The following is a 21686-nucleotide window of genomic DNA, read 5'->3' on the forward strand; positions in this document are numbered from 1 at the left end:
GGCAAGACAGGACTGAGCAGACCCTCGGTAGGGGTCGGTTGCCGGAAGAGGCTCGTCGTGACCTCACTCCACATCAACCGCGCGCCGGCGGTACCCGCTCCGCATCCCCTGCGGCGGGTCACCGACTGGCCTCTCGCCGACACCCGGCGCTCTCCCGTCCGCCCCTCCCCGCACGGCCCGACCGGACACCCGGCACGCCGGGCCTCCGACCGGCTCCGCGCCGCCCCTCCGCCCCGGCGCATGACGCGCAGGCCCCGGGGGACGGCCCGCCGCCGACGCGCCCGCACGGTTCGCACGCACGCCCCGCGCCGCGGCGGCGCCGACGGCCCAGCCGGATCCGACGGCCCAGCCGGATCCGGGGACCTGCCCGCCCCTGGCCGCGGTGAGCGGTCCCGGTCCCCTGCGGTCGTCGTCGACGACAACGGCGCCGACGGCACGCTCGACGTGCTCGCGCGCCTCGCCGACTCCCCTGCCCCCGTCCACGCCGAGGCGTACTTCCGGGAGATCGCCCGGCGGTTCGCGGCGGCAGGCGCCCACGTCACCCTCGTCCCGTCGCGGTACCCCGGCTCGCGCGCCCTGGAGTACCGCGGCGGGATCCGCGTCGTGCGCGGCAGCGAGACGTTCGGCGTGTACGGGACGGCCGCGTCGCATCTGCCGCGGAGGCGGGTCGCCCTGATCCTGCGGGCCGTGCCCGTCCGACCGGCGAACCGCGAGCCGTCCCCGCGGGTTCCGCTCGTGGTGGCCAAGAAGCCGCGGAGGCCGGTGTCATGACGAGCACACAGGACGTCCTCCTGGTGGCCGTGTCCGGCCCGGACGACGCGGCCAGGTCCTCGCTGGTCCGCAGGCTCGCGACGCTGCTCGGCGAGCGGGGACTCCCCGTCGTCACCACACACTGCTACGGCTGCTTCCTGTGCCGAAGGTTCCCGGTTTCGCCACCTGTGAGGGAAGAGGGGGAACCGGGTGAGGGGCGGGCTCGGCGGGCCTCGGATCCTGAGCGCCAGGGGTCCCGGCCTCGCCGTGCCCACACCTTCCTCGACGCCACCGAGCTGCGGGTCCGGATCGCGGCGGCCCGGCTGAGGGCGAGCGCGCGGGCGCGCGGCGGGCCGGCCGTCGTCGTGACCGACCAGGGGCCGCTGGACGGGCTGGCGAAGTTCGATCCGCCTCCCGGCGATCCGGCGGCGGACGCCTTCCGCCGGATCGCCGACCGGTACGGTCTGACGCTCCTCGTGGACACCGGGCTCGACACGCCGCGGGGGCGCGGCCGGGAGAAGGCCGCCGGTTCGCCGGCCGCCCGGTGGGGCCGCTACCGCGCCTGGTCCGTTCGGTTGCCGCGGGTGGCGCGGATCGACGGTGAGAGGGCCCCCTCACTCATCGCGTCCACCGCCCTGGAACAGGTCCTCGACGCCCTGCGGGCGCAGGCCGCGGAGCCCGGGAACGGGGCCGCCGACGGGAGGACCCGAGTCGCCGGCCGCCCGGACGACGGCGCCCGGGTCTCCGACCGCACGGACGACGGGGCCCAGGTCTCCGACCGCACGGACGACGGAGCCCAGGTCTCCGACCGCACGGACGACGGAGCCCGAGTCTCCGACCGCACGGACGACGGAGCCCGAGTCTCCGACCGCACGGACGACGGAGCCCGAGTCTCCGACCGTCCGCACGACGGGGCCGACACGCGCCGGCACGTGGTGGTGTCGAGCTACGACGACGCCGGCGGTATCCCCGATGAGCGGGGCGGCGGCGCCCCGGTGGTCGGCGAGGTGGCCCGCCGGCTCGCAAAGGACTTCCGGGTGACGGTCGTGACGGCGGGCCGCCGCGCCGGCACCGAGGACCGCGACGGCGTCCGGTACGTGCGGCTGCCGGTCCGCCGGGCGGGGCCGCGCGCCGGGCAGCTGCTGTTCCTGACGCTGCTGCCGTTCGTGGCCCGCCGCATCCGGCACGACCTGTGGCTGGAGAGTTTCACTCCCCCGTTCTCGACCGGCTTCCTGCCCCTGGCCACCCGCGCGCCGGTCGTCGGCATCGACCAGGGCCGCAGCGCCGAGGCGCCGAGGCGCCGCCACCACGTGCCGTTCTTCCTGGTCGAACGGCTGGGGCTGCGCTGCTACCGGCACATCGTGGCGCCGAACGCGGCGGACGGTTCGGCGATCCGGCGGCTCAGCCCCCGGGCCGACGTCCAGGTCATCGCCAACGGTGTGGAGCCGCGCCACCTCGACGAATCCCGGCTCGGCACCGGACAGTTCATCCTCTTCCTGGGGCGGATCGACACCCGCGTCAAGGGCCTCGACCTGCTCCTCGACGCCTACGACCGGGCCCGGCCGCCGATGGAGCTGCTGCTCGCGGGCAGTGGCACGCCGGCCGAGGAGCGCCGGCTCGCGGTGCTCGTCGCCGCCCGCACCCGGGGGCCCGAACCCCGGATCCACTGGGTGGGGTACGCCGGGGAGGAGCTCAAGCGCCAACTGCTGCGCGACAGCGCCTTCCTGGTGATGCCCTCCCGTCACGAGACCTTCGTCCCGGTGGCCCTCGAAGGCATGTCGTACGGCAAGCCCGTCCTCCACTTCGACCTGCCCGCGCTGCGCTGGATGCGCGACGGCGGCGACGTGGCCGTGCCGCCGTTCGACGTGGCGGCCTTCGGCGAGCGCATGGCCGAGCTGGCCGTCGACCCGGCGCTCCGGCGCCGCCTCGGGCGGCGCTCGAGGCTCGCCGCCCAGCGCCGCGCCCGGGACGAGATGACGGGCCGCTACCTGGCCCTGGCCCACCGGCTCCTGGACGCGCCCGCCCCCGCACGGCGGCCGAGGAATAGGGGTGCGTCATGGCAGTCATGGCAGACGACCCGCTGACCGGCTTCGTCCGGACCGTCGTCGGATCCGGCACCCCCATCCTCGTGCTCTCCCCGCACCTGGACGACGCCGTCCTGTCCTGCGGAGCGCTGCTCGGCTGGGCGGGGCGGCGGGCCCCGGTGACGGTCGCCACGCTGTTCACGGAGGCCGCGCCGCCGCCGTACGCCCTCTCCGCCCGGCAGTACCTGAAGCGGACGCGGGCGGGTGACGCCGAGGAGCTCTTCGCCGACCGGCGGGCCGAGGACCGGCACGTCCTGGAGCGGCTGGAGGTCGGCCGGCGTCACGTCGGCCTCGTAGACGGGCTGTTCCGGCGGCTGCCGCGCCCCCGTCCGGGTACGGAGCGGCTCGCCCGGCTCCTGCCCGAACCGGCCCACATCTACCCGACGTACCGGCTCCACCTCTCCCGTGGCCGGGACTCCGCGCACGACGCCGAGACGCTCCACGCGGTCGGCGAGACCGTCGAGTCGCCGGGGGTGTGACGTGACGATCCGGGCCCCCGTACGGCAGGCCGGCCCTGTACCGGCTGCCCTCGCCGCTGCCCGGGCGGGACATCGCCGACCCGGCGGTGCCGGCCGCGGCCACGCCGGGACCTGTGCTCCCGGCGGAGGTGCGTGATGGGCCGCCGTGAGCGGCCCCGTGTCCTTCTCCTGACCAGCAGCCCACTGGACGGAGTGGAGGGCTCGGACGTGCAGCTCGCCTTCGACGTCCTCAAGGCCCTGCCCGACGTGGACTTCGTCTGGTTCTCCCAGTGGCCGGGCCACCGGCAGGAACCGCCCGGGCGCGGACACCCGGTCCGGCTCCTCTCCTGGGACGGCGCCCCCTCTTTCGCGCAGCGGGCGCAGGCCGCGCTCGCCGGGGCCGTGCTCGCGCGCCGGGTCGACCTGGTGCACGCCTTCCTGACCGTCGGCCGCACCTTCCCGGTCTTCTCGAGGCTCCGGCCGCTGTTCCTCGGGGGGCGGCCGGTCGTCCACACCGTGCCCGGGGTGATGGACTCCCGGTTCCTGGCGCGCTCCCGGCCGCTGGGGACGACGGTCGCCCTCTCGGAGTCGATGGCGCGCCGACTGCGGGCGGCGGCCTTCGGGGACGTACGGGTCGTCCCGCCCATGATCGACCTGGACGAGTGGCCGTACCTTGCGCGCCCCCAGGGGTACCCGGTCGTCCTCTTCTCCGGCCGTCACGATCGGCGGGGCGGGGCCGAGACGGCGATCGATGCGGCGGCTACGGCGTGGCAGGAGGGGGCGAGGTTCCGGCTGGTGCTCGCGATGCGCGCGCGGCCCGGGCAACAGGGCGCCGTCCTGGACGAGGCGCTGCGGGAGCGGGCCGGCGCGGCGGGACTCCCCGACGTCGAGGTCCGCGGCTACGTCGACGACATGCGGACCCTGCTCGCCTCGGTCCACGTACTGCTCTTCCCACCGGCCGCGCTCGGCGGGAAGGCGGACATCCCGCTCACCGTGCTGCAGGCGCTGGCCTCGGGGCGGCCCGCGATCCTCAGCGACCTTCCCCAGTTCTCGGACTTCGGCCACGCCGTGCTGCGCGCCCCGGCGGGTGACGCGCGCCGCACCGGGCAGCAGCTTGCCTGGCTCCTCGACCGGCCGCGCTCCTGGGAGGTGCTCGCGGAGCGGGGACGGGCGCTCGCCGAGGACCACTTCGGCCCCGAACGGTTCGCCGCCCGCTACGCGGCCCTCTACCGGGAGCTGCTGTCATGACCGGCCCCCGGTCCGGCGTCACCCCCGATCCGGCCCAACCTGATCCGGCTCTACCTGTTCCGACCTAACCTGATCCGGCTCTACCTGTTCCGGCCGTACGGCGGACAGGAGCAGGACGCCGGTGTCGCCGTACTCGGGCAGGGTGCGGTCCTTCGCCAGCCGCTCGATCCGCAGGTCGGTGGTGCGGGGCGCGAAGACGGCCCGCAGGGCGGCCCCGTCGACGGGGCAGGCCGGCCAGAGCGGGCCCGTCCCGATGCGGTAGCTCGGCATGCGTTCCATGAAGGAGGCGACGAGCCGGCCGCCGGGGCGGACGGCGCGGACGAAGGCGGCGCAGAGGGCGGTGAACTCGTCGAAGTCCTCGGTGATGCTCTCGGCGACGAAGTTCATCGACGCGAGGGCGTACGTGCCTTCGGCCAGGTCCTCGGCCGTGCCCCGGACGACCCGGACCCGGCCGAGCGCCTCGGTGACGCTCTCGGGGAGTGCGGGGTCGAGGCTGCGGCACAGGGCGTAGAAGGGCTGCCAGCTGTCGTCGGGGCCCGCCGCGAGCTGCCGGCGCAGATAGCGGACGCTGGCGGCGCTCGGTTCCAGGGCGTCGACGCGGCGGCTCGCGGCGCCCGCCAGCATCAGGGGGTAGAGGTTGGGGCCGGCGCCCAGTTCGAGGGTGCGGGAGAGGCTGCCGGGGGCGTAGCTCCGGTAGACGGCGGCGTGGTGGCGGATGACGCCGATGTCGCACGGGTGGAGCCTGCGGTAGTTCTCTGCGAGGTAGTCGGCGACGGGCCAGGCGTTCCAGTCGGCGTCCCGGTTGCGGCGTGGTCCCGGCCGGTCCGGAGAACGGCGCCGGGCGGGCGCGCCCGCGGTGTCCATCACCGCTCCGGCGGCCGTCGGCCGGCCGCGACGGCCCGGGGGCGCGGGCCCTCGGTGTGCTGGAGGGTGAACCGCTCGGTGAGCGCCGTGAGGGCCTCGCACAGTTCGTCGATCTCCTCGTCGGTGTTGGCGGCGGTGACCTGGATGCGGAAGCCGACGCGGTCGCGCGGGACGAGCGGGTACGAGGCGAGGGTCACGTAGATCCCGTGCTCCCAGAGGAAGGCGGCGACGGCGTCGAGGTCCGCCGCGTCGGCGAGCGGGATCTCGATGATGGGCAGCCCGTCCGTGTTCGGGGTGGCGAGGCCGAGGCCCCGGACGTGGGCGAGGACGCGGGCCGTCTTTCGGTGAAGATCGGCCCGGATGTCGTCGCCGCGCTCGTCGTTGACGTCGAGTCCGGCGAGGGCGGTGGCGAGCGAGGCCGTCGGCGAGGGCCCGGAGTAGAGGTACGGGGCGGCCGCGACCTTCAGGTGGTCCTTGAGCCACTTCGGGACGGCGAGGAAGGCGAGCAGCGAGGAGTAGGCCTTGGAGAAGCCGCCCACCAGGACCATGTCGTCGTAGGTCTCGCCGAGGTGGCGCACGATGCTGTTGCCGCGTGAGCCGTACGGGCTGCTCTCGCCGGGGCCGCGCTCCCCGATGACGCCGAAGCCGTGGGCGTCGTCGACGTAGAGGAGGGCGCCGTTCTCCCGGCAGATCCGGGCCAGGACGGGCAGGTCCGGGAAGTTGCCGGTCATGCTGTTCACGCCGTCCATGCAGACGAGCCGGCTCGCGTCGCCCGGTGCGCCGCGGAGCAGCGCCGCCAGCTCGTCGGGCCGTTCGGCGCTGAAGCGGTGGATCTCGGCGCCCTGTCCCCGGGCGACGACGCAGCCGTCGTAGACGGTGCGGTGCGCCTGGGCCTCGACGAAGACCTGGCCGGTGCCGGCGAGGAGGGGGATGACGGACTGGTGGATGAGGGTGATCGTCGGCAGCAGGAGGGTGTCGGGGGCGCCGAGGAGTTCGGTGAGCCGCTCCTCGATGCGCGGGTAGAGCCGGGGGCTGCCGATGAGCCGGGACCAGCTGGGGTGGGTGCCCCACCGTCTGACCTCGGGTTCGATGGAGGCCATGATCGTGGGGTCGAGGTCGAAGCCGAGGTAGTTGCAGGAGGCGAAGTCGACGAGCCAGTCCTCGCCGACCCGGATGCGGCGGCCGTCGACCTCGTCGATGACGGCGTCGCACATGAGGCTGGTCCGCTGGAGGTGTTCCAGGTCGCGCCAGCGGGAGGGGCGCGGGGGCCGGCCGGACCGGCCCGGAGCGGGAGCGGGAGCGGCGGCCGTGGCGGCCGAGGAAGCCGGGGAGGCCGGGGAGGCCGAGGGAGCCGGGCGGGCGGTGGGGCGGGCGCCGGACGCCTGGGCCCGGTGCAGATACGCGTCGGCCTGGTGCCCGGTCATCGGCCGGGCGAAGAGGTAGCCCTGCCCGTAGCGGCAGCCCATGTCGGCGAGGAGCGCCCGCTGCTCCTCGTGCTCGATGCCCTCGGCGACGACCTGGAGCCCGAGGACGTCGGCGATGCGCACGATGCCCTCCACGAGGGCGACCTGCTGCGGGTCGGTGGTGATGTCGTCGATGAAGGACTTGTCGACCTTGAGGATGTCGATGGGGAACTCGCGGAGGTAGCTGAGCGAGGAGAAGCCGGTGCCGAAGTCGTCGATGGCGATGGAGACCCCGAGGTCCTTCAGGGCGGCCATGGTGCTGCGGATCTGCACGTCCTGGCGCATCAGGACGGTCTCGGTGAGCTCCAGGACGAGCGTGTCCGGCGCGAGCCCTGAGGAGCGGAGCGTGCGCCGTACCTCGTCGAGGAAGCCGGGGTCGCGGAACTGGCGGGCGGAGACGTTCACGTTGGCGTACAGGGGCGGCTGCCGGGGGCGGGAGCGCTGCCAGCGGGCGATGTCGAGCGCCGCGTGTTCGAGGACCCAGGCGCCCAGCGGCATGATGTGGCCGCTCTCCTCGGCCAGGGTGATGAACTGGTCGGGCGGGACCATGCCGCGTCGGGCGTGCGGCCAGCGGATGAGCGCTTCGAGGCCCGCGGGGGCCGCGTTCCCCACCTCGACGATCGGCTGGTAGCGCAGGGCGAAGGCGTGGTCGGCGATGGCCGCGTCCATGCCCGCCTGGAGTTCGTGCCGGGCGACCAGACGGGAGTGGAGCTCGGGGTGGAAGAGCCGCCACCGCTTCTTGCCGGCCGCCTTCGCCGCGTACAGGGCGAGGTCGGCGTGGCCGAGGAGCTCCTCGGCGTGGGCGCTGTCGAGGACGGTCGCGATGCCGACGCTGGTGGAGACGGAGACGGCTCCGTCGGCGAGGTGGAAGGGCTGGCTGAGGCTGTGCACGATCTCGGCGGCGAGGGTCTCGGCGTCGCGGGGTTCGTGGGCACCCTCGATGAGGACGGCGAACTCGTCGCCGCCGAGGCGCGCGGCGGTGTCGGTGAGCCGCAGGACCGAGGTGAGGCGGCGGGCGACGGCGACGAGCAGCTCGTCGCCGACGGAGTGGCCCATGGTGTCGTTGACGACCTTGAAGTCGTCGAGGTCGACGAAGAGCATGCAGGTCAGGGTGGACTCTCGGCGGCCGCGGAGCAGCGCGCGCTCGATCCTTTCGAGCAGCAGGACGCGGTTGGGAAGGCCGGTGAGGGAGTCGTGGAAGGCCCGGTGGGTGAGCTCCCGTTCCAGCTTCCGCTGCTCGGTCACGTCGCGGAGGGTGAGGACGAGGCCGTGCACGGTGCGTTCGTCGCGCAGGTTGCTGCACCGGACCTCGACCTGGAGGTCGCCGGAGCCTCCTGAGCCGCCGTGGAGGAGCTTCCAGTCGTCCCGGGCGTCGACGGTGTCGCGTGAGCGGGCGTCGGCCAGGACGCGCAGGGCACCGTCCTTGTCGGCGGGGGCGAGGAGGTCGGTGAGCGGGGTGCCCGGGAGGAGGGAGTGGCCGAGCATGGTCTCGGCCGAGGGGCTGGCGTACCGGACGGTGTCGTCGTCGTCGACGATGAGGATGACGTCCGAGGTGTTGTGCACCAGGGTGCGGAAGTAGGCCTCGCTCGTCCGGCGGTTGACCTCCTCGCTGAGTCCGAAGCGTTCCAGGGCCAGGGCCGCCTGGGAGGCGAGGGACTGGGCGGGGCCCGCGATCTCGGAGAGCTTCTTCTCGGGGCCCGCGAGGAGCAGCACGCCGAGCAGCGGTTCGCGCCCGGCCGGCGTCTGGAGCTCCAGGGGGCAGAGCAGGGCGTGGGACTCGGGCGCCACCTCGGCGGCGACGGCGGGGTCGAGCCGGGACACGGGGAGGAGCCGGGTGCCGTCGGCGACGACCTCGGGCCAGGCCCTCGCGGGCGGAGGGGTCAGCTGGTCCGTGCTGCAGCTCCAGGGGTGGCTCACGGTGGCCACCGCGTTGAGGCCGCCCCGGCCGTCCCGGGTGAGGAGCAGGACCCGGTGGTCGGCACCGGGGCCGAAGAGCGTGGCGGACGCCGTCTCCACCGCTCCGGCGACCTCGCGGGGGCTCAGGGCGGCGACGAGGGAGGCGGCGGCGACCCGGAGGCTGCGTTCGCGCGCCTCGGCCTTGCCGTGGGCGCTCATCATGCTCCACAGGCGGGCGAGGACGAGCAGGAACATGAGGGCCGAGAAGATCGCGATGACGCCGATGTCCTGGTCACGGTCGTGGCGCAGCGACTGGAAGAGGAGCAGGGCGGGGGCGATGAGCGAGGCGCCGGCGAGGAGCGCGAGGCGCCGCTCCGCGATGCGCGGGGTCGGTTCGGGGGCGCGCTCGGTGAGCCCGGTCATCGAGGGGTGGAGGGCGGCGAGGCCCCAGGCGGTGAAGAAGACGACCCAGCCGAGGTCGAGGGGGGTGCCGACCTGCCAGGTGCCCTTGATCTGGAGGGTTCCGTAGATGACGTCGGAGGTGAGCATGCCGCAGGTGCCGATGGTGAGGAGCTGCACCGACCGGGAGCGGAGGCCGCCGGGGACGAGCAGCCGGGCGAGCATCGCGAGCATCAGCACGTCGCCGAGGGGATAGGCGATGGAGATGGCCTTCTCGATCCAGGTCATGCCCTCGCTCCTGGCCAGCGGGGTGATGAGGTTGACCCAGGAGAGCAGCGCGAGACCGGAGGTGAGGATGAGCGCGTCGAGGAGGACGGCCAGGTCGCGGCCGGCGGCCCGGTAGCGGATGAAGCCGAACAGACCGATGGCGAACAGCGGGTACGTGGCCAGGTACAGGGCGTCGGCCACGGAGGGGAACGGCCTGGTCTGGCCGAAGAAGGACTCCAGGGCGTTGTACGCGGTGTCGCCGGCGACGAAGGCGAAGTTGGCGGCCGCGAGCACCAGCCAGGGCCAGCGCCGGGCCGGCCGGTGGAGATGGACCCCGACGAGGATGGCGACGACGCCGCCGAGCCCGATGAGGGCCCAGAGCACGGTGTGACGCTCGGGGAACTGCAGGTACCCGACGGTCAGCAGGGCCACGACCCCGACATAGACCAGCATCCACGTGCGTAGTGACCCGGAAGCGGTGAGTGACCGGATCTGCTGACGCAACGTCATCGTCGACCGCCCCCTTGCCGGGTCGGATCGGGTCGGACGCCGAGGGGAGCGCCCAGGTCGCGGATACGGACCCCGTACGGAGTCCATTCTCCGGGGGCCCGGAGGCGGCTGCATCTCGGGAAGGCCCCCGCCCGCGCGGGGGCGCGCGTCAGGAGGAGGCGCGGACGACGAGTTCGGTGGGCAGCATCCGGCGGGGCTGCTCGTCCGGTTCGCTGGGCGAGGCGATCTCCTGGAGGAGCAGGCGGGCCATGGTGCGGCCCATCTCCTCGATGGGCTGACGGACGCTCGTCAGCGGCGGGTCCATGTGCCGGGCGACGGCCGAGTCGTCCACACCGACGAGCGCCACGTCCTCGGGGACGCGGCGGCCCGCCTCGCGGAGCACCCCGCGCGCGCCGGCCGCCATCACGTCGGAGGCGGCGAAGACGGCGTCCAGCTCGGGCCTGCGGTCCAGGAGTTCCCGCATGGCGCGCCGGCCGCCCTCCTCGGTGAAGTCGCCGTTCGCGACGAGGGCCTCGTCGGGCGCGAGTCCGGCGTCCGCCAGGCCCTCGCGGTAGCCGTCGAGACGGCAGCGGGCCACGTACATGTCGAGCGGGCCGGTGATGGTGGCGATCCCGCGTCGGCCGCGGGCGGCCAGGTGGGCGACGGCGGTCCGGCCCGCGCCGGTGTTGTCGGAGTCGACGAAGGCGACGCGTTCGTCCTCGCGGCGGCGGCCGTTGAGGACGGCGGGCAGGCCGAGGGCGCGGACCTGGTCGGGCAGCGGGTCGTCACCGTGCACAGAGACGAGCAGGACGCCGTCGACGCGCTGCGCGGCGAGGTACTGCTCGAAGCGCTGGCGCTCCTGTTCGCTGCGGATCAGGGTGAGCAGCAACTGCTTGTCGGCGTCGGCGAGTTCGGTACTGACCCCGCGGATGATGTCGAGGAAGTAGGGCTCGGCGAAGAGCCGGGCCTCGGTCTCGGGGATCACCAGGGCGACGGCGTCGGTGCGGCTGCCCGCGAGGGCGCGGGCGGCCCGGTTGGGGACGTAGCCGAGTTCGGCGACGGCTCGCTCGACGGCGGCCTTGGCCTGCTCGCTCACCTTCGGGGAGCCGTTGATGACCCGGGAGACCGTGCCCCGGCCGACTCCGGCCCGGGCCGCGACCTCCTCCAGGGTGGGCCTGCCGGTCTGCCGTCCGCTCACCGCCATGTGCCGCTTCTCCCCTCGGGCCGCCGCCCCGCCTGCGTTTCCCGCGAACCTATCAGGCGGGGTGACGGCCCCTGAGGCGTACGGGCTCGGGCGTACGGGCCGGGTGGGCGGGCCGGGCGGGCGGGCCGGTGGCAGGGCGGGTGGACGGGCCGGTGGCAGGCCGGGTGGGCGGGAGCGACTCAGGCGCCGGTCGGGGCGAGCTCGGCCATGGCGCCCCACCCCTGCTGCGGGACCTCGACGTTGATGATCTCGGGGGTGGTGGCGATGGCTCCGGCCATGGCGGCGAGGCCGGCCGCGAAGTGTGCGGAGGAGACGTGGGCGGCGCCGGCCTCGGCGTCGGCGAAGGCCTCCAAGAGGACGAAGACGTTCGGGTCGTCGACACTGCGGGACCAGTCGAAGAAGAGGTTCCCGGGCTCCTCACGGGTGGCGTGGGTGAAGTCGGCGACGAGGTCGAGCCAGTGGTCGGCGTGGTCGGGGCGGGCGGTGAACCGGACGGCGATGAAGATCATGCGTCCATCCTGCGGCGGACCGTCCGGCGGGACCAGCCGGGCCGGTCAGGATTCCGGCAGGGCCGGAAAGTCGGGTACGGCCCGGTCGAGCGCCGCCCGGATCACGCCCTGCCGCCGCCCGAAGTCGGCGGTGGGCAGTGAGACGGAGAGCGCGTGGACGATGCCGCCGCCGCGCTCCGGGAGCGCCACGGCGAGGCAGGTGTAGGCGAGGTCCGCCTCGCCCACCGACACGGCGAAGCCCTGGTCGCGCACCCGGGCGGCCTCCGCCTCGAAGCGCTCGGCACCGGTGATCGTGCGCTCGGTGAAGCGGGCCATGCCGTGGTCGGCGAGATAGCGGCGGCGCAGCGGGCGCGGGAGCGCGGCCAGCAGGGCTTTGCCGTGGGCGGTGGCGTGCGCGCGGGCCTCGGGGCCCGGTGTGAAGGGGTGGGCGGCGTCGGTCACCGGGGCGGTGGTGTCCACGACGGTGATCAGACCGTCGCGGTAGGCCGTGTGGTACGCCTCCGCTCCCGTTGCCCGCCGCAGTCGGCCGAGGAGCTCACCGGTGCCCGCGCCGAGGCCGTGGTGGCGCTGGTGGGAGCGGTGGAGCGCGGGGACGCGGGGCCCGGGGGCGTACCCCTCGGCGGTCCTGACGAGGTAACCGCGGGCGAGCAGGGGCCCGGTGACGTGGTAGACGGTCGACAGGGCGCACCCGAGCCGGCGCGCCAGCGCCTTCGCCCCGACGGGCCGGTCGGCGTCGGCGACGGCGTCGAGGACGGCGAGGGCCCGGTCGACGGACCGGGGTCCGGGGCTGGGGCTCGGGATGACGGGCATCGCTCCAGCTTAGGCGCCGACGGCCGCTCGCCCCGGGGCCGCTCGACCCGGGTCGGTCGCGACTCTCCCGGGGCCGGGCCGGGCCGGGTCCGGGCCGGGTCCGGGCTGTCCGAGGCGCCGGACGGAACGCTCCGTAACGTTCCCGCCGCACTCCGTATCCCCGCAGGTCATCACGGCTTTATGTGCATTTAACACTCTTTCGGCGTACCTTCGTGGGGATCCCCCCATCCCCGACGCCCCGGGAGAGCGTGTGCCCCGCTCCAGGACCGACCGTGCCCCGACGCCCCGCGAGGGGCGCAGTCCGCGCCTCCGGACGGCAGCGATCGCGACGGGCGTGGTCGCCGTCGCCGCCGGCGGGCTGTACGTCGCGGGGCTGCTCACCGCCGGGGACGACATATCCGCCGGCACCCTCGTCGCCGGCGTGGACGTGGGCCGCATGAGCCGCGCCGAGGCCGAGGCGAAGCTCGCGGCCGAGGCGCCGGCCGCGTGGAGCGCCCCGATACCCGTCAAGGTCGGCGACCGCACGACCACCGTCTCCCCCGCCGCCGCGGGTCTGACCGTGGACGCGGCGAAGACCGCCGACCTGGCCGCCGACCCGTCCCGCGACCCGGTCACCGTCATCGGGCGGCTCTTCTCCTCCGGCGAGCGCGAGATCCGGCCGGTCTTCGCGTACGACGAGGCCAAGGCCCGGGCGGCCGTGGCCGAGCTGGCCAAGGAGAACGACCGGGAGGTCCGCGAGGGCTCCGTCGCCTTCCGCGACGGCGAGGCCGTCACGACCCGGGCGGTCACCGGCCAGAAGCTGGACAGCGGGCGGGCCGTCGAGACCCTGCGCGCGGCCTACCCCGCCGCCGCGGGCGCGGCGCCCGTGACCCTCCCCGTCACCGTCACCGAACCGAAGCTGGGCAACGCCGAGGTCACCCGCTTCGTCGACACGTACGCGAAGCCCGCCGTCTCCGGCCCGGTGACCCTCACGGCCGGTGCGGAGCGGCTGCGGATCTCCTCCGCCACGCTCGGCGACCACCTCTCCGTGAAGGCCGAGAACGGCAGGCTCAGCGCCGCGCTCGACCCCGAGGCCCTCCTCCGCGACCCCGATGTCGCCCAGCCCCTCGCCTCGATGACGGGCGCGCCGGTGGAGGCGACCCTCGGCGTGCGGGACGGCAAGGTCGTCGTCGAGTCGGAGGGCAGGCCGGGACAGGAGGTGACGGCGAAGGCCCTCGGCGACGCCGTGGGCCCGCTGCTCGGCAAGACCGGCGCCACGGCCCGTACGGCTCCGGTGGCCACCACGGTCACCGAGCCCGAGCTGACCACCGACTCGCTGGCCCGTCTCGGCATCACCGAGCAGATGTCGACCTTCACGGTGGACTTCCCCACCGCGCCCTACCGGACGACGAACATCGGCCGGGCCGCCGAGCTGATCAACGGCTCGGTCGTGAAGCCCGGCGAGGTGTGGAGCTTCAACAGGACGGTGGGCGAGCGCACCCCGGACAACGGCTTCGTGGACGGCACCATGATCCTCGACGGCCAGTACCGGTCCGCGCCGGGCGGCGGTGTGTCGGCCATGGCCACCACCGTCTTCAACGCGATGTTCTTCGCCGGCGTGAAGCCCGTCGAGTACGGCGCGCACTCCTTCTACATCGAGCGCTACCCGGCCGGCCGGGAGGCCACGGTCGCCTGGGGCAGCCTGGACCTGCAGTTCCGCAACGACTCGGGCAAGCCGATCTACATCAAGGCGGACGCGACGGACTCCTCGGTCACCGTCAGCTTCCTCGGAACGAAGAAGTACGACTCCGTGGAGGCGGAGGCCGGACCGCGCACCAACCTCAAGGAGCCCTCGAAGCGCGAGGGCACCGGCGAGGCCTGTGTGCCCCAGCCTCCCCTGGAGGGCTTCGACATCTCGGTGGACCGGGTCTTCAAGGACGGCGGCGCCGAGGTGAAGCGGGAGACCTTCAAGACCCACTACACCCCGCGTGACGAGGTGACGTGCACGTGAGCTCCCGGGACACGCGCTGACGGAAGGGTGTCTTCCCTTACGGCCGGGGCATGACTTCGGAGCGCGGCCCGTCAGGGACTGGACGGGTCCGGCCCGTCGGTCGTCCCAGGACGGGTCAGGGCGTGTGTCGAAAGTCCCGCCTGCCCGGCGGCGCCCGGCACGCACGCTCGTTTCGACACACGCCCTAGCCCCGACCCCGCCGGAGGCACGCCTTGGCTCCTCAGCGCAGCGATCCCTTCGAGCGGCTCCTCTCCGACGGTGTGCGCGCGGGCGTGTACCCCGGCGCCGTGTGGGCCGTGGGCGACGCCCGGACGACGCTCTCCGACGGGGCCGTCGGGCCGCTCGACCCGGCCCGGCCCGACGGGCCGATGCACCGGGAGACGCTCTTCGACGTGGCGAGCCTCACCAAGGTCCTCGCCGTCTGGGCCGTCGTCGGCACCCTCGTCGACGCCGGGAAGCTGGAGCCGGCCGCGCCGCTCGCCGCGTACTGGCCCGAGGCGGCGGGGCGCCCGCTCGCCGGGGTCACGGCCCTGGACCTCCTCACCCACACCGCGGGGCTGCCGCTCCGCGCCAATCTGCGGGCCCTGTACGGCTCCGACCCCCAGGACGTCCGGGACGGGGTCCTCGCCGAGCCCCTGCGGCACCGGCCCGGGGAGGCCGTCGCGTACACCGACCGGGCGGCGCTGATCCTCGGCTACCTCGCCGAGCACCTCACCCGGCAGCCTCTCCCCCGGCTCGCCGGCGACCGGGTCTGGACGCCCCTCGGCATGGCGACGACCCGGTACGGTCCGCTGGCCGCCGAGGTCCGGGAGCGCTGCGCGCCGACCGAGTACGACGAGGAGAGCGGCGCCCCCCTCCAGGGCACGGTCCACGACTTCTCGGCGCGGCTGCTCGGCGGCGCCTGCGGGATCGCGGGTGTCTTCACCACCGCCGCGGACATCGGCCGCTTCCTGTGCCACCTCCTCGCGCCGGTCCCCGGGACCTTCTCCGCCGACTGGACGGCGGCCTCGCTGCGCGTCCGGACCGGCGCTCTCACCCCGCCGCGCGGGCTCTTCTGGCACCCGGCACCGGGCACCGAACCGGCGGACGACGTGTGGGCGCACTTCGGCTTCACCGGTACGGGGATGTGGGTCTCGCCGTCGCGCGGCCGCTGGGCCGTCCTGCTCACGAACCGGCTGTACTTCACCCGCGACCCCGGTCCGCTGGCCCGGGTCCGTGACGTCTTCCGGACTCTGGCCTTCCGCTGACCACCCCGCGGAAAAGGGGGTGTTCCTCCGACCGGACTCTGCGACCCTGCACTCCGGTTGGACGATCTTTGACGAGCCCGACACGTACGGAGTGCGGATCAGTGGGTTTCACGCTTGAAGGACCGGTTATGGAGGGCGCGTTCGTGCGTCTGGAGCCGCTGGGGCATCACCACGCCGCCGGTCTCGCCGAGGCCGCGGAGGAGAACCGGGACTCGTACCGGTTCACGTGGGTGCCGGAGCGGGAGTCGGTGGGGGCGTACATCGACACGCAGCAGGGCCGCGCCGCCGACGGCCTGCTCGCCCCGTACGCGCAGGTGGACGTGGCGACCGGGCGGGTGGTCGGCGCCACCTCCTTCTGGGATCCGCGGCCGTGGCCCTCCGGGGAGGGCCTCTGCGCGGTCGAGATCGGCTTCACCTGGCTCGCGGCCTCGGCCCAGGGCACGGGGGTGAACACCGAGGCCAAGTACCTGCTCTTCCGGCACGCCTTCGAGAGCTGGAAGGTGGCGCGGGTGGACCTCAAGACGGACGCGCGCAACGCCCACTCACGGGCGGCGATCGAGAGTGTGGGCGCCAGCTTCGAGGGCGTCCTGCGGAACTCGGCCGGTTCCTGGGTCCCGGGAGAGGACGGCCGCCTCCGCGACACCGCCGTCTTCTCGATCGTCGCCGAGGAGTGGCCGGAGCGCCGGGCGGCCCTGGAGGAGCGGCTCGCGGGAATCCGGCAGCGGCGCGCGGCGACCGGCGCCGTCTGAGCGTGCCTGTCGGGGAGCGCCTGTCTGAGCGCGCCTGTCAGGGAGCGCCCGTCGGGGGGGTTCCCCCGCGTCGCTTCCGGACACCCCGGGGCGATTCACCCCTCGGCCCCGGCCCTCCGGTCCGTCCCCGTCCGTCCCGGGCCGTCCCGGGTACGGCCGGGACGGCCTTCCGGGCTGCCGGCGCCCCGGGACCCGCTGCTAGCTTCGGCAACGGACCAAGGGGGTGGCGTTGGCGGCTCGTTGATCGCCTGTTGGTGGCCGGTACCAGAATCCTCGGTGACGAGGACATCCCGGAACCGGAGGGTCAGATCATGCGAGCGGACGGCGGGGCAGAGTGCATCGTGGGCGGGGCGAGCCCATGGGACCGGCTGGCCGGAGAGATGCGGCGGATCAAGGAGGCGAAGGAGCTCAGCTACGCGGGCCTCGCACAGCGCACGCACTACAGCCGGTCCTCCTGGGAACGGTTCCTGAACCAGAAGCAGTTGCCGACCCGGGTGGCGATCGAGCAGTTCGCCGCCGCCGCGGGACGGGACCCGCAGCCGCTCCTCGACCAGCTCGAACGGTGCCTGCGGGACGCGGCGGCGCCCTCGCCGGCCTCTGCGGTGACGGGACCCGCGCCGACGCGCCGCCCGTCCCGCCCCTCGCCCTTCCGGCCGTCCGACGCCCGCTCGCTGGCCCTGGTCTCCGCGGCCGGTGTGCTCGTCGGCAGCCTCATCACGGTCGCCGTGGCACGCTCCACGGCAGCCGGCGGCGGAGCCCGGCGGGTCTAGGGGGCGCTCGCCACGTCCGGGGGGAGGTCGGCCAGCCCCGCCAGGCACTCGTCGATCCGCTTGGTCAGATGGTGCTTGCGCGCGAGCTCCAGGCACGTCTCCCAGGTCGTCCGGGCCTCCGTCCACTCCCCGAAGTGGTGGTGGGCGCGGGCCGTGAAGACCAGGCAGTCGGCGGTGCCGCCGTGGTCGTTCATCCGGTGGCGGATGCCGAGGGCCTCCGACAGGGCCGCGAACGCCTCGTCGCGGCGCTCGAGTCCGCGAAGGATGTCGCCGTAGCTGGTGAGGGCGGTGGCGAGGAAGACCCAGTGGCCGCTGCCGCGCAGTAGGTCGATGACCCGCCGGAACTCCGTGGCCGCCAGGTCGAACGCGCCGACCAGTTTGCGGACTTCGGCGATCCTGCTGAGGATCATCGCCTCGCCGCGCGCGTTCCCGCTCATCCGGTACAGGTCGCGGGAGAGCTCGGCGTGCACGAGCGCCTGATCGGCGTCCTCCATCTGCAGGTACACGGCGGCCAGGTTGCCGAGGATGGAGGCCCGGGCCGCCAGGTCGCCGCGCTGGGTGAAGAACTCCAGGGCCGTCCCGAGGTGTTCGAGACAGGCGTCGTTGCGGAACGCCATGCCGTGGGCGACGGCCATCCGCCGGTGCAGCCAGGCCTGCCCGAGCCGGTCGTCCCGGGCGCGCGCGATCTCCATCGCCTGCTCCAGGCAGGCGTCCCACTCCCCCGTCCACCAGTGCGTGGCGGCGTAGCCGAAGAGGCCCACCGCGAGCCGCCAGGCCATGTCGGAGCGGCCCAGCTCCCCGGCGAGGGTGATCGCGTCCTGGACGGCGGGGAGTTCCCGCGCGCTCCAGCGGATCGCCTCGTCGTCGTCGGCGAACTCCGGCAGCGACACGGGGGTCAGGCCGCCGCCCCGGCCCTCGGCGTCCAGCGGCGGCGGGGACTGCGTCTCGCCGGTGGCCGCGAGGGACGCGGCCGCGACGGCCTCGACGTACCAGGAGAGGATGCGCAGGACGGCGGCCCGCCGGTCCTCCGGGGTCTCCTCCTCCTCTCCCCGCTGCGCCGCGTACTCGCCGAGCAGGTCGTGGAAGGCGTACCGGTCGGGCTCCGGGTCGAGGAGGAGGTGGGCGTCGGCCAGGACGTCGAGGAGGGCGGCGGCGCGGACCTCCGTGACGTCCAGGAGCGCCGCGGTGGCCTGCGGGGTGACGGGGTGGCCCGCCCACAGGCGGCCGAGCAGCCGGAAGGCCCTGGCCGCCTCGCGTTCGAGGGGCTCGTCGCTGTCGCGCATGGCCACGTAGCTCATCGCGAAGGTCCGCTGGACGTCGACGGTGCCCATGGCGAGGGTCTCCAGCCGGCCCTGGTGGGGGGTGAGCCGCTTGGCGAGGAGGGCGAGGGGCCACGCGGGCCGGGACGCCAGCCGGCCGCCGACGATGTGCAGGGCCAGCGGCAGGCCCCCGCACGCGGTCATGATGTCGGCGAGGGCCTCGGGCTCGCGCCGTACGCGCTCCTCGCCGCAGAGCCTCGCGAGGAGGGCGTGCTGGTCGGACTCCGCCAGCGGGGCGAGGGGGACCTTGACGGCGCCGGGCAGGTCGGCGAGCAGCTGCCTGCTGGTGATCAGGGCCGCGCTGGGGCCGCCGGCCGGGAGGAGAGCGGCCACGTGGGCGGCGTTGCGCGCGTTGTCGAGGACGAGCAGCACGCGGCGCTCGGCGAGCGCGGTCCGGAAGAGGAGGGCCCGGTCGTCCGTGTCGTCGGGCAGGCTGTCGTGGCGTACGCCCAGGTCCGACAGGAAGCGGGCGAGCAGCTCGTGGGCCGTGCGGGCGCCGCCGACGCAGTAGCCGCGCAGATCGGCGAAGAGGGCGCCGTCCGGGTAGGCCTCGCGGACGCGGTGGGCGACGTGGACGGCGAGTGCGGTCTTGCCCACACCTCCCATGCCGGAGATGACCACGGGCCGGGAGGGCGCATCCGCCGTGAGCAGGGATCGCAGCGCCGCCGCCTCCGGTTCCCTGCCGGTGAAGGCCTCTCCCTCGCAGGGCAGCTGGAAGGGCGGGCGGGCCGGCTCCGGGCGGGGTCGGGGGCGGGGTCGCGGGCGGGGTGCCGGGGCTCCCGCGAGCACCTCCTGGTGGGCCTGCTGGACGGCGGCTCCCGGTTCCGTACCGAGCTGGTCGACCAGGTTCCGGCGCAGCCGGTGGAAGACGGAGAAGGCCTCGGCCTGGCGGCCGGAGCGGTGCAGGGCCAGCATGAGCCGCTGGTGGAACCCCTCGCGCAGCGGTTGCTCCGCCGCGAGGGTGGTCAGCTGGGGGATCAGGTCGTGGTGCCGTCCCAGGTGGAGCTCGGCGTCGCAGCTCCACTCCAGGGCCTGGAGGCGCGCCTCCAGGAGCTGGTGGACGCGGAGGGCGGGCCCCTCGGTCTCGGAGAAGGGGGCCAGGTCCGCCAGGGGCGTGCCGCGCCACAGGCTCATGGCGGCGGCGGTCTCGCGCAGGACGGCCTCCCACTCCTCCCGCTCGTGCGCCTGCCGGGCGGCCCGGATCCGGGTCTCGAACACGTCGGCGTCGAGCTCGCCCTCGCGGACGTGGAGCCGGTAGCCGGGGGCCACGGTGCGCAGGCGTCCCTCGGTCCCGCCGTCGGCCGGGGCGGCCCGGCCCGTGACCGCGGTCCCGTCGCTGTCCGCGAGGACCCTGCGCAGCCGGGTGAGGTGGTTGGCGAGGGAGGCGTCGGCGCTGGCGGGGACCGAGTCGCCCCAGAGGGCCGCTTTGAGCGTGTCCCTGGGGACGGTGCGGCCGGCGTCGAGGAGCAGTGCGGCGAGGAGGATGCGGACCTTGGGGCCGGTGACCGGCCGCGGCTCCGTCCCGTCGTGGACCACGAGTGAACCGAGCAGCCCGAACTTCACCACCATGCCCCCGCATCAAGGTAGGGCGGGCCCGCTCTGCGGCGGATCCCGACGCCGTCCATCGTACGGTTCGGCACCCCTTGATTGATCAAACCGGCCGGGGGTTACCATATGAGCGCCGCCTAGCTCGAAAGATAAACTTGTGACTGTCAATGACGACTCGTTCACCAGCTGGAAGAACCGCGAGGAGATCGCGGAGTCGATGATCCCGATCATCGGGAAGCTGCACCGGGAGCAGGACATAACCGTCCTGGTCCACAGCCGCTCCCTGGTGAACAAGTCGGTGGTCAGCATCCTCAAGACCCACCGCTTCGCCCGGCAGATCGACGGCGAGGAGCTCTCGGTCACCGAGACGCTCCCGTTCCTCCAGACCCTCACCACCCTCGACCTGGGCCCGTCCCAGATCGACATCGGCATGCTGGCCGCCGAGTACAAGACCGACGACCGCGGTCTCTCGGTGGCGGACTTCACCGCCGAGGCCGTCGCCGGTGCCACGGGTGAGAACAAGATCGAGCGCCGTGACGGGCGTGACGTCGTCCTCTACGGCTTCGGCCGCATCGGCCGCCTCGTCGCCCGCCTCCTCATCGAGAAGGCCGGCTCCGGCAACGGTCTGCGCCTGCGCGCGATCGTCGTCCGCGGCGGTGGCGACCAGGACCTCGTGAAGCGCGCCTCGCTGCTGCGCCGCGACTCCATCCACGGCCAGTTCCAGGGCACGATCACGGTCGACGAGGCCAACAGCACCATCGTCGCCAACGGCAACACGATCAAGGTGATCTACGCCAACGACCCCTCCGAGGTCGACTACACGGCGTACGGCATCGACAACGCCATCCTCATCGACAACACCGGCAAGTGGCGCGACCGCGAGGGCCTCTCCAAGCACCTGCGCCCCGGCATCGACAAGGTCGTCCTGACCGCGCCCGGCAAGGGTGACGTGCCGAACATCGTGCACGGCGTCAACCACGAGACGGTCAAGCCGGACGAGCAGATCCTCTCCTGCGCCTCGTGCACCACCAACGCCATCGTCCCGCCGCTGAAGGCCATGGACGACGAGTACGGCGTGCTGCGCGGCCACGTGGAGACGGTCCACTCGTTCACGAACGACCAGAACCTGCTGGACAACTACCACAAGGCCGACCGCCGCGGCCGTTCCGCGCCGCTCAACATGGTGATCACCGAGACCGGTGCCGCCTCGGCCGTCGCCAAGGCGCTGCCGGAGCTCAAGGCCCCGATCACCGGCAGCTCGATCCGCGTGCCGGTGCCGGACGTCTCGATCGCGATCCTGAGCCTGCGCCTGGGCCGCGAGACCACCCGCGCGGAGGTCCTCGAGTACCTCCGCGACGTCTCGCTGCACTCGCCGCTGAAGCGCCAGATCGACTTCACCACGGCCCCCGACGCCGTCTCCATGGACTTCGTCGGCTCGCGCCACGCGTCGATCGTGGACGCCGGCGCGACCAAGGTCGACGGCGACAACGCGATCCTCTACCTGTGGTACGACAACGAGTTCGGCTACTCGTGCCAGGTCATCCGCGTCGTGCAGCACGTCTCCGGCGTGGAGTACCCGACCTTCCCGGCTCCGGCGGTCTGATCCTCCCGGCGCCAACAGC

General features: G+C 74.1%; 15 protein-coding genes. 9 read left to right on the forward strand and 6 right to left on the reverse strand.

Features of this window, described 5'->3' with window-relative positions:
- Positions 1-57 precede the first annotated feature (57 nt).
- From OG361_RS02935 to OG361_RS02950, 4 genes are all read left to right on the forward strand, one after another.
- Positions 58-771, forward strand: a complete 714-nt coding sequence (locus OG361_RS02935) for a hypothetical protein (RefSeq protein ID WP_405851693.1) — start codon at positions 58-60, stop codon at positions 769-771.
- Positions 768-2834 carry a glycosyltransferase gene (locus tag OG361_RS02940; protein WP_405851694.1) on the forward strand — a complete coding sequence of 689 codons (2067 nt, stop codon included), beginning with the start codon at positions 768-770 and terminating at the stop codon, positions 2832-2834. The genes OG361_RS02935 and OG361_RS02940 overlap by 4 nt, the downstream gene beginning before the upstream one ends.
- Positions 2807-3313 (forward strand): PIG-L deacetylase family protein, encoded by a 507-nt coding sequence (locus OG361_RS02945; RefSeq protein ID WP_405851696.1) that lies wholly within the window; start codon positions 2807-2809, stop codon positions 3311-3313. The genes OG361_RS02940 and OG361_RS02945 overlap by 28 nt, the downstream gene beginning before the upstream one ends.
- A 135-nt stretch (positions 3314-3448) precedes the next feature.
- Positions 3449-4540: a glycosyltransferase family 4 protein gene (locus OG361_RS02950; RefSeq protein ID WP_405851697.1), complete on the forward strand. Its 1092-nt coding sequence runs from the start codon at positions 3449-3451 to the stop codon at positions 4538-4540.
- An 18-nt stretch (positions 4541-4558) separates the two neighbouring features.
- Here the strand turns inward: OG361_RS02950 and OG361_RS02955 are convergent, their stop codons facing one another.
- From OG361_RS02955 to OG361_RS02975, 5 genes are all read right to left on the reverse strand, one after another.
- Positions 4559-5404, reverse strand: a complete 846-nt coding sequence (locus OG361_RS02955) for a class I SAM-dependent methyltransferase (protein ID WP_405851698.1) — start codon at positions 5402-5404, stop codon at positions 4559-4561.
- Complete coding sequence (locus OG361_RS02960; protein ID WP_405851699.1) at positions 5404-9882, reverse strand: aminotransferase class I/II-fold pyridoxal phosphate-dependent enzyme; 4479 nt, start codon at positions 9880-9882, stop codon at positions 5404-5406. Before OG361_RS02960 ends, OG361_RS02955 begins: the two co-directional genes overlap by 1 nt.
- A 205-nt stretch (positions 9883-10087) precedes the next feature.
- On the reverse strand, positions 10088-11122 hold the full coding sequence (locus OG361_RS02965; protein ID WP_405851701.1) for a LacI family DNA-binding transcriptional regulator: 1035 nt from the start codon (positions 11120-11122) through the stop codon (positions 10088-10090).
- Positions 11123-11301: 179 nt separating this feature from the next.
- Positions 11302-11631, reverse strand: coding sequence for a putative quinol monooxygenase (locus OG361_RS02970; protein WP_405851702.1), 330 nt, complete (start codon positions 11629-11631; stop codon positions 11302-11304).
- A gap of 45 nt (positions 11632-11676) precedes the next feature.
- On the reverse strand, positions 11677-12441 hold the full coding sequence (locus tag OG361_RS02975) for an IclR family transcriptional regulator (protein ID WP_405851703.1): 765 nt from the start codon (positions 12439-12441) through the stop codon (positions 11677-11679).
- Positions 12442-12691: 250 nt separating this feature from the next.
- On the opposite strand from OG361_RS02975, the gene OG361_RS02980 reads away from it, so the two are divergent.
- The 4 genes from OG361_RS02980 (at position 12692) to OG361_RS02995 (ending at position 17197) form a co-directional block, all read left to right on the forward strand.
- Entirely contained in the window at positions 12692-14431 is a 1740-nt protein-coding gene (locus OG361_RS02980) for a VanW family protein (protein WP_405851704.1), read from the forward strand.
- A gap of 212 nt (positions 14432-14643) precedes the next feature.
- The gene (locus OG361_RS02985) at positions 14644-15678 is read left to right on the forward strand and encodes a serine hydrolase domain-containing protein (RefSeq protein WP_405851705.1); all 1035 of its coding nucleotides are present in this window, start codon (positions 14644-14646) and stop codon (positions 15676-15678) included.
- A 101-nt stretch (positions 15679-15779) separates the two neighbouring features.
- On the forward strand, positions 15780-16427 hold the full coding sequence (locus OG361_RS02990; RefSeq protein ID WP_405851706.1) for a GNAT family N-acetyltransferase: 648 nt from the start codon (positions 15780-15782) through the stop codon (positions 16425-16427).
- 254 nt (positions 16428-16681) lie between these two features.
- Entirely contained in the window at positions 16682-17197 is a 516-nt protein-coding gene (locus tag OG361_RS02995; protein WP_405851707.1) for a helix-turn-helix domain-containing protein, read from the forward strand.
- On the opposite strand, the gene OG361_RS03000 is transcribed toward OG361_RS02995, so the two are convergent.
- The gene (locus OG361_RS03000; protein ID WP_405851708.1) at positions 17194-20085 is read right to left on the reverse strand and encodes an AfsR/SARP family transcriptional regulator; all 2892 of its coding nucleotides are present in this window, start codon (positions 20083-20085) and stop codon (positions 17194-17196) included. The genes OG361_RS02995 and OG361_RS03000 overlap by 4 nt on opposite strands.
- Positions 20086-20221: 136 nt before the next feature.
- Here OG361_RS03000 and OG361_RS03005 point away from each other — a divergent pair, with 136 nt between their 5' ends.
- Entirely contained in the window at positions 20222-21667 is a 1446-nt protein-coding gene (locus tag OG361_RS03005) for a glyceraldehyde-3-phosphate dehydrogenase (RefSeq protein WP_384559540.1), read from the forward strand.
- The last annotated feature ends 19 nt before the right edge of the window (positions 21668-21686 follow it).

The sequence above is a fragment of the Streptomyces sp. NBC_00090 genome (genome assembly GCF_045160815.1).
Classification (GTDB): domain Bacteria; phylum Actinomycetota; class Actinomycetes; order Streptomycetales; family Streptomycetaceae; genus Streptomyces.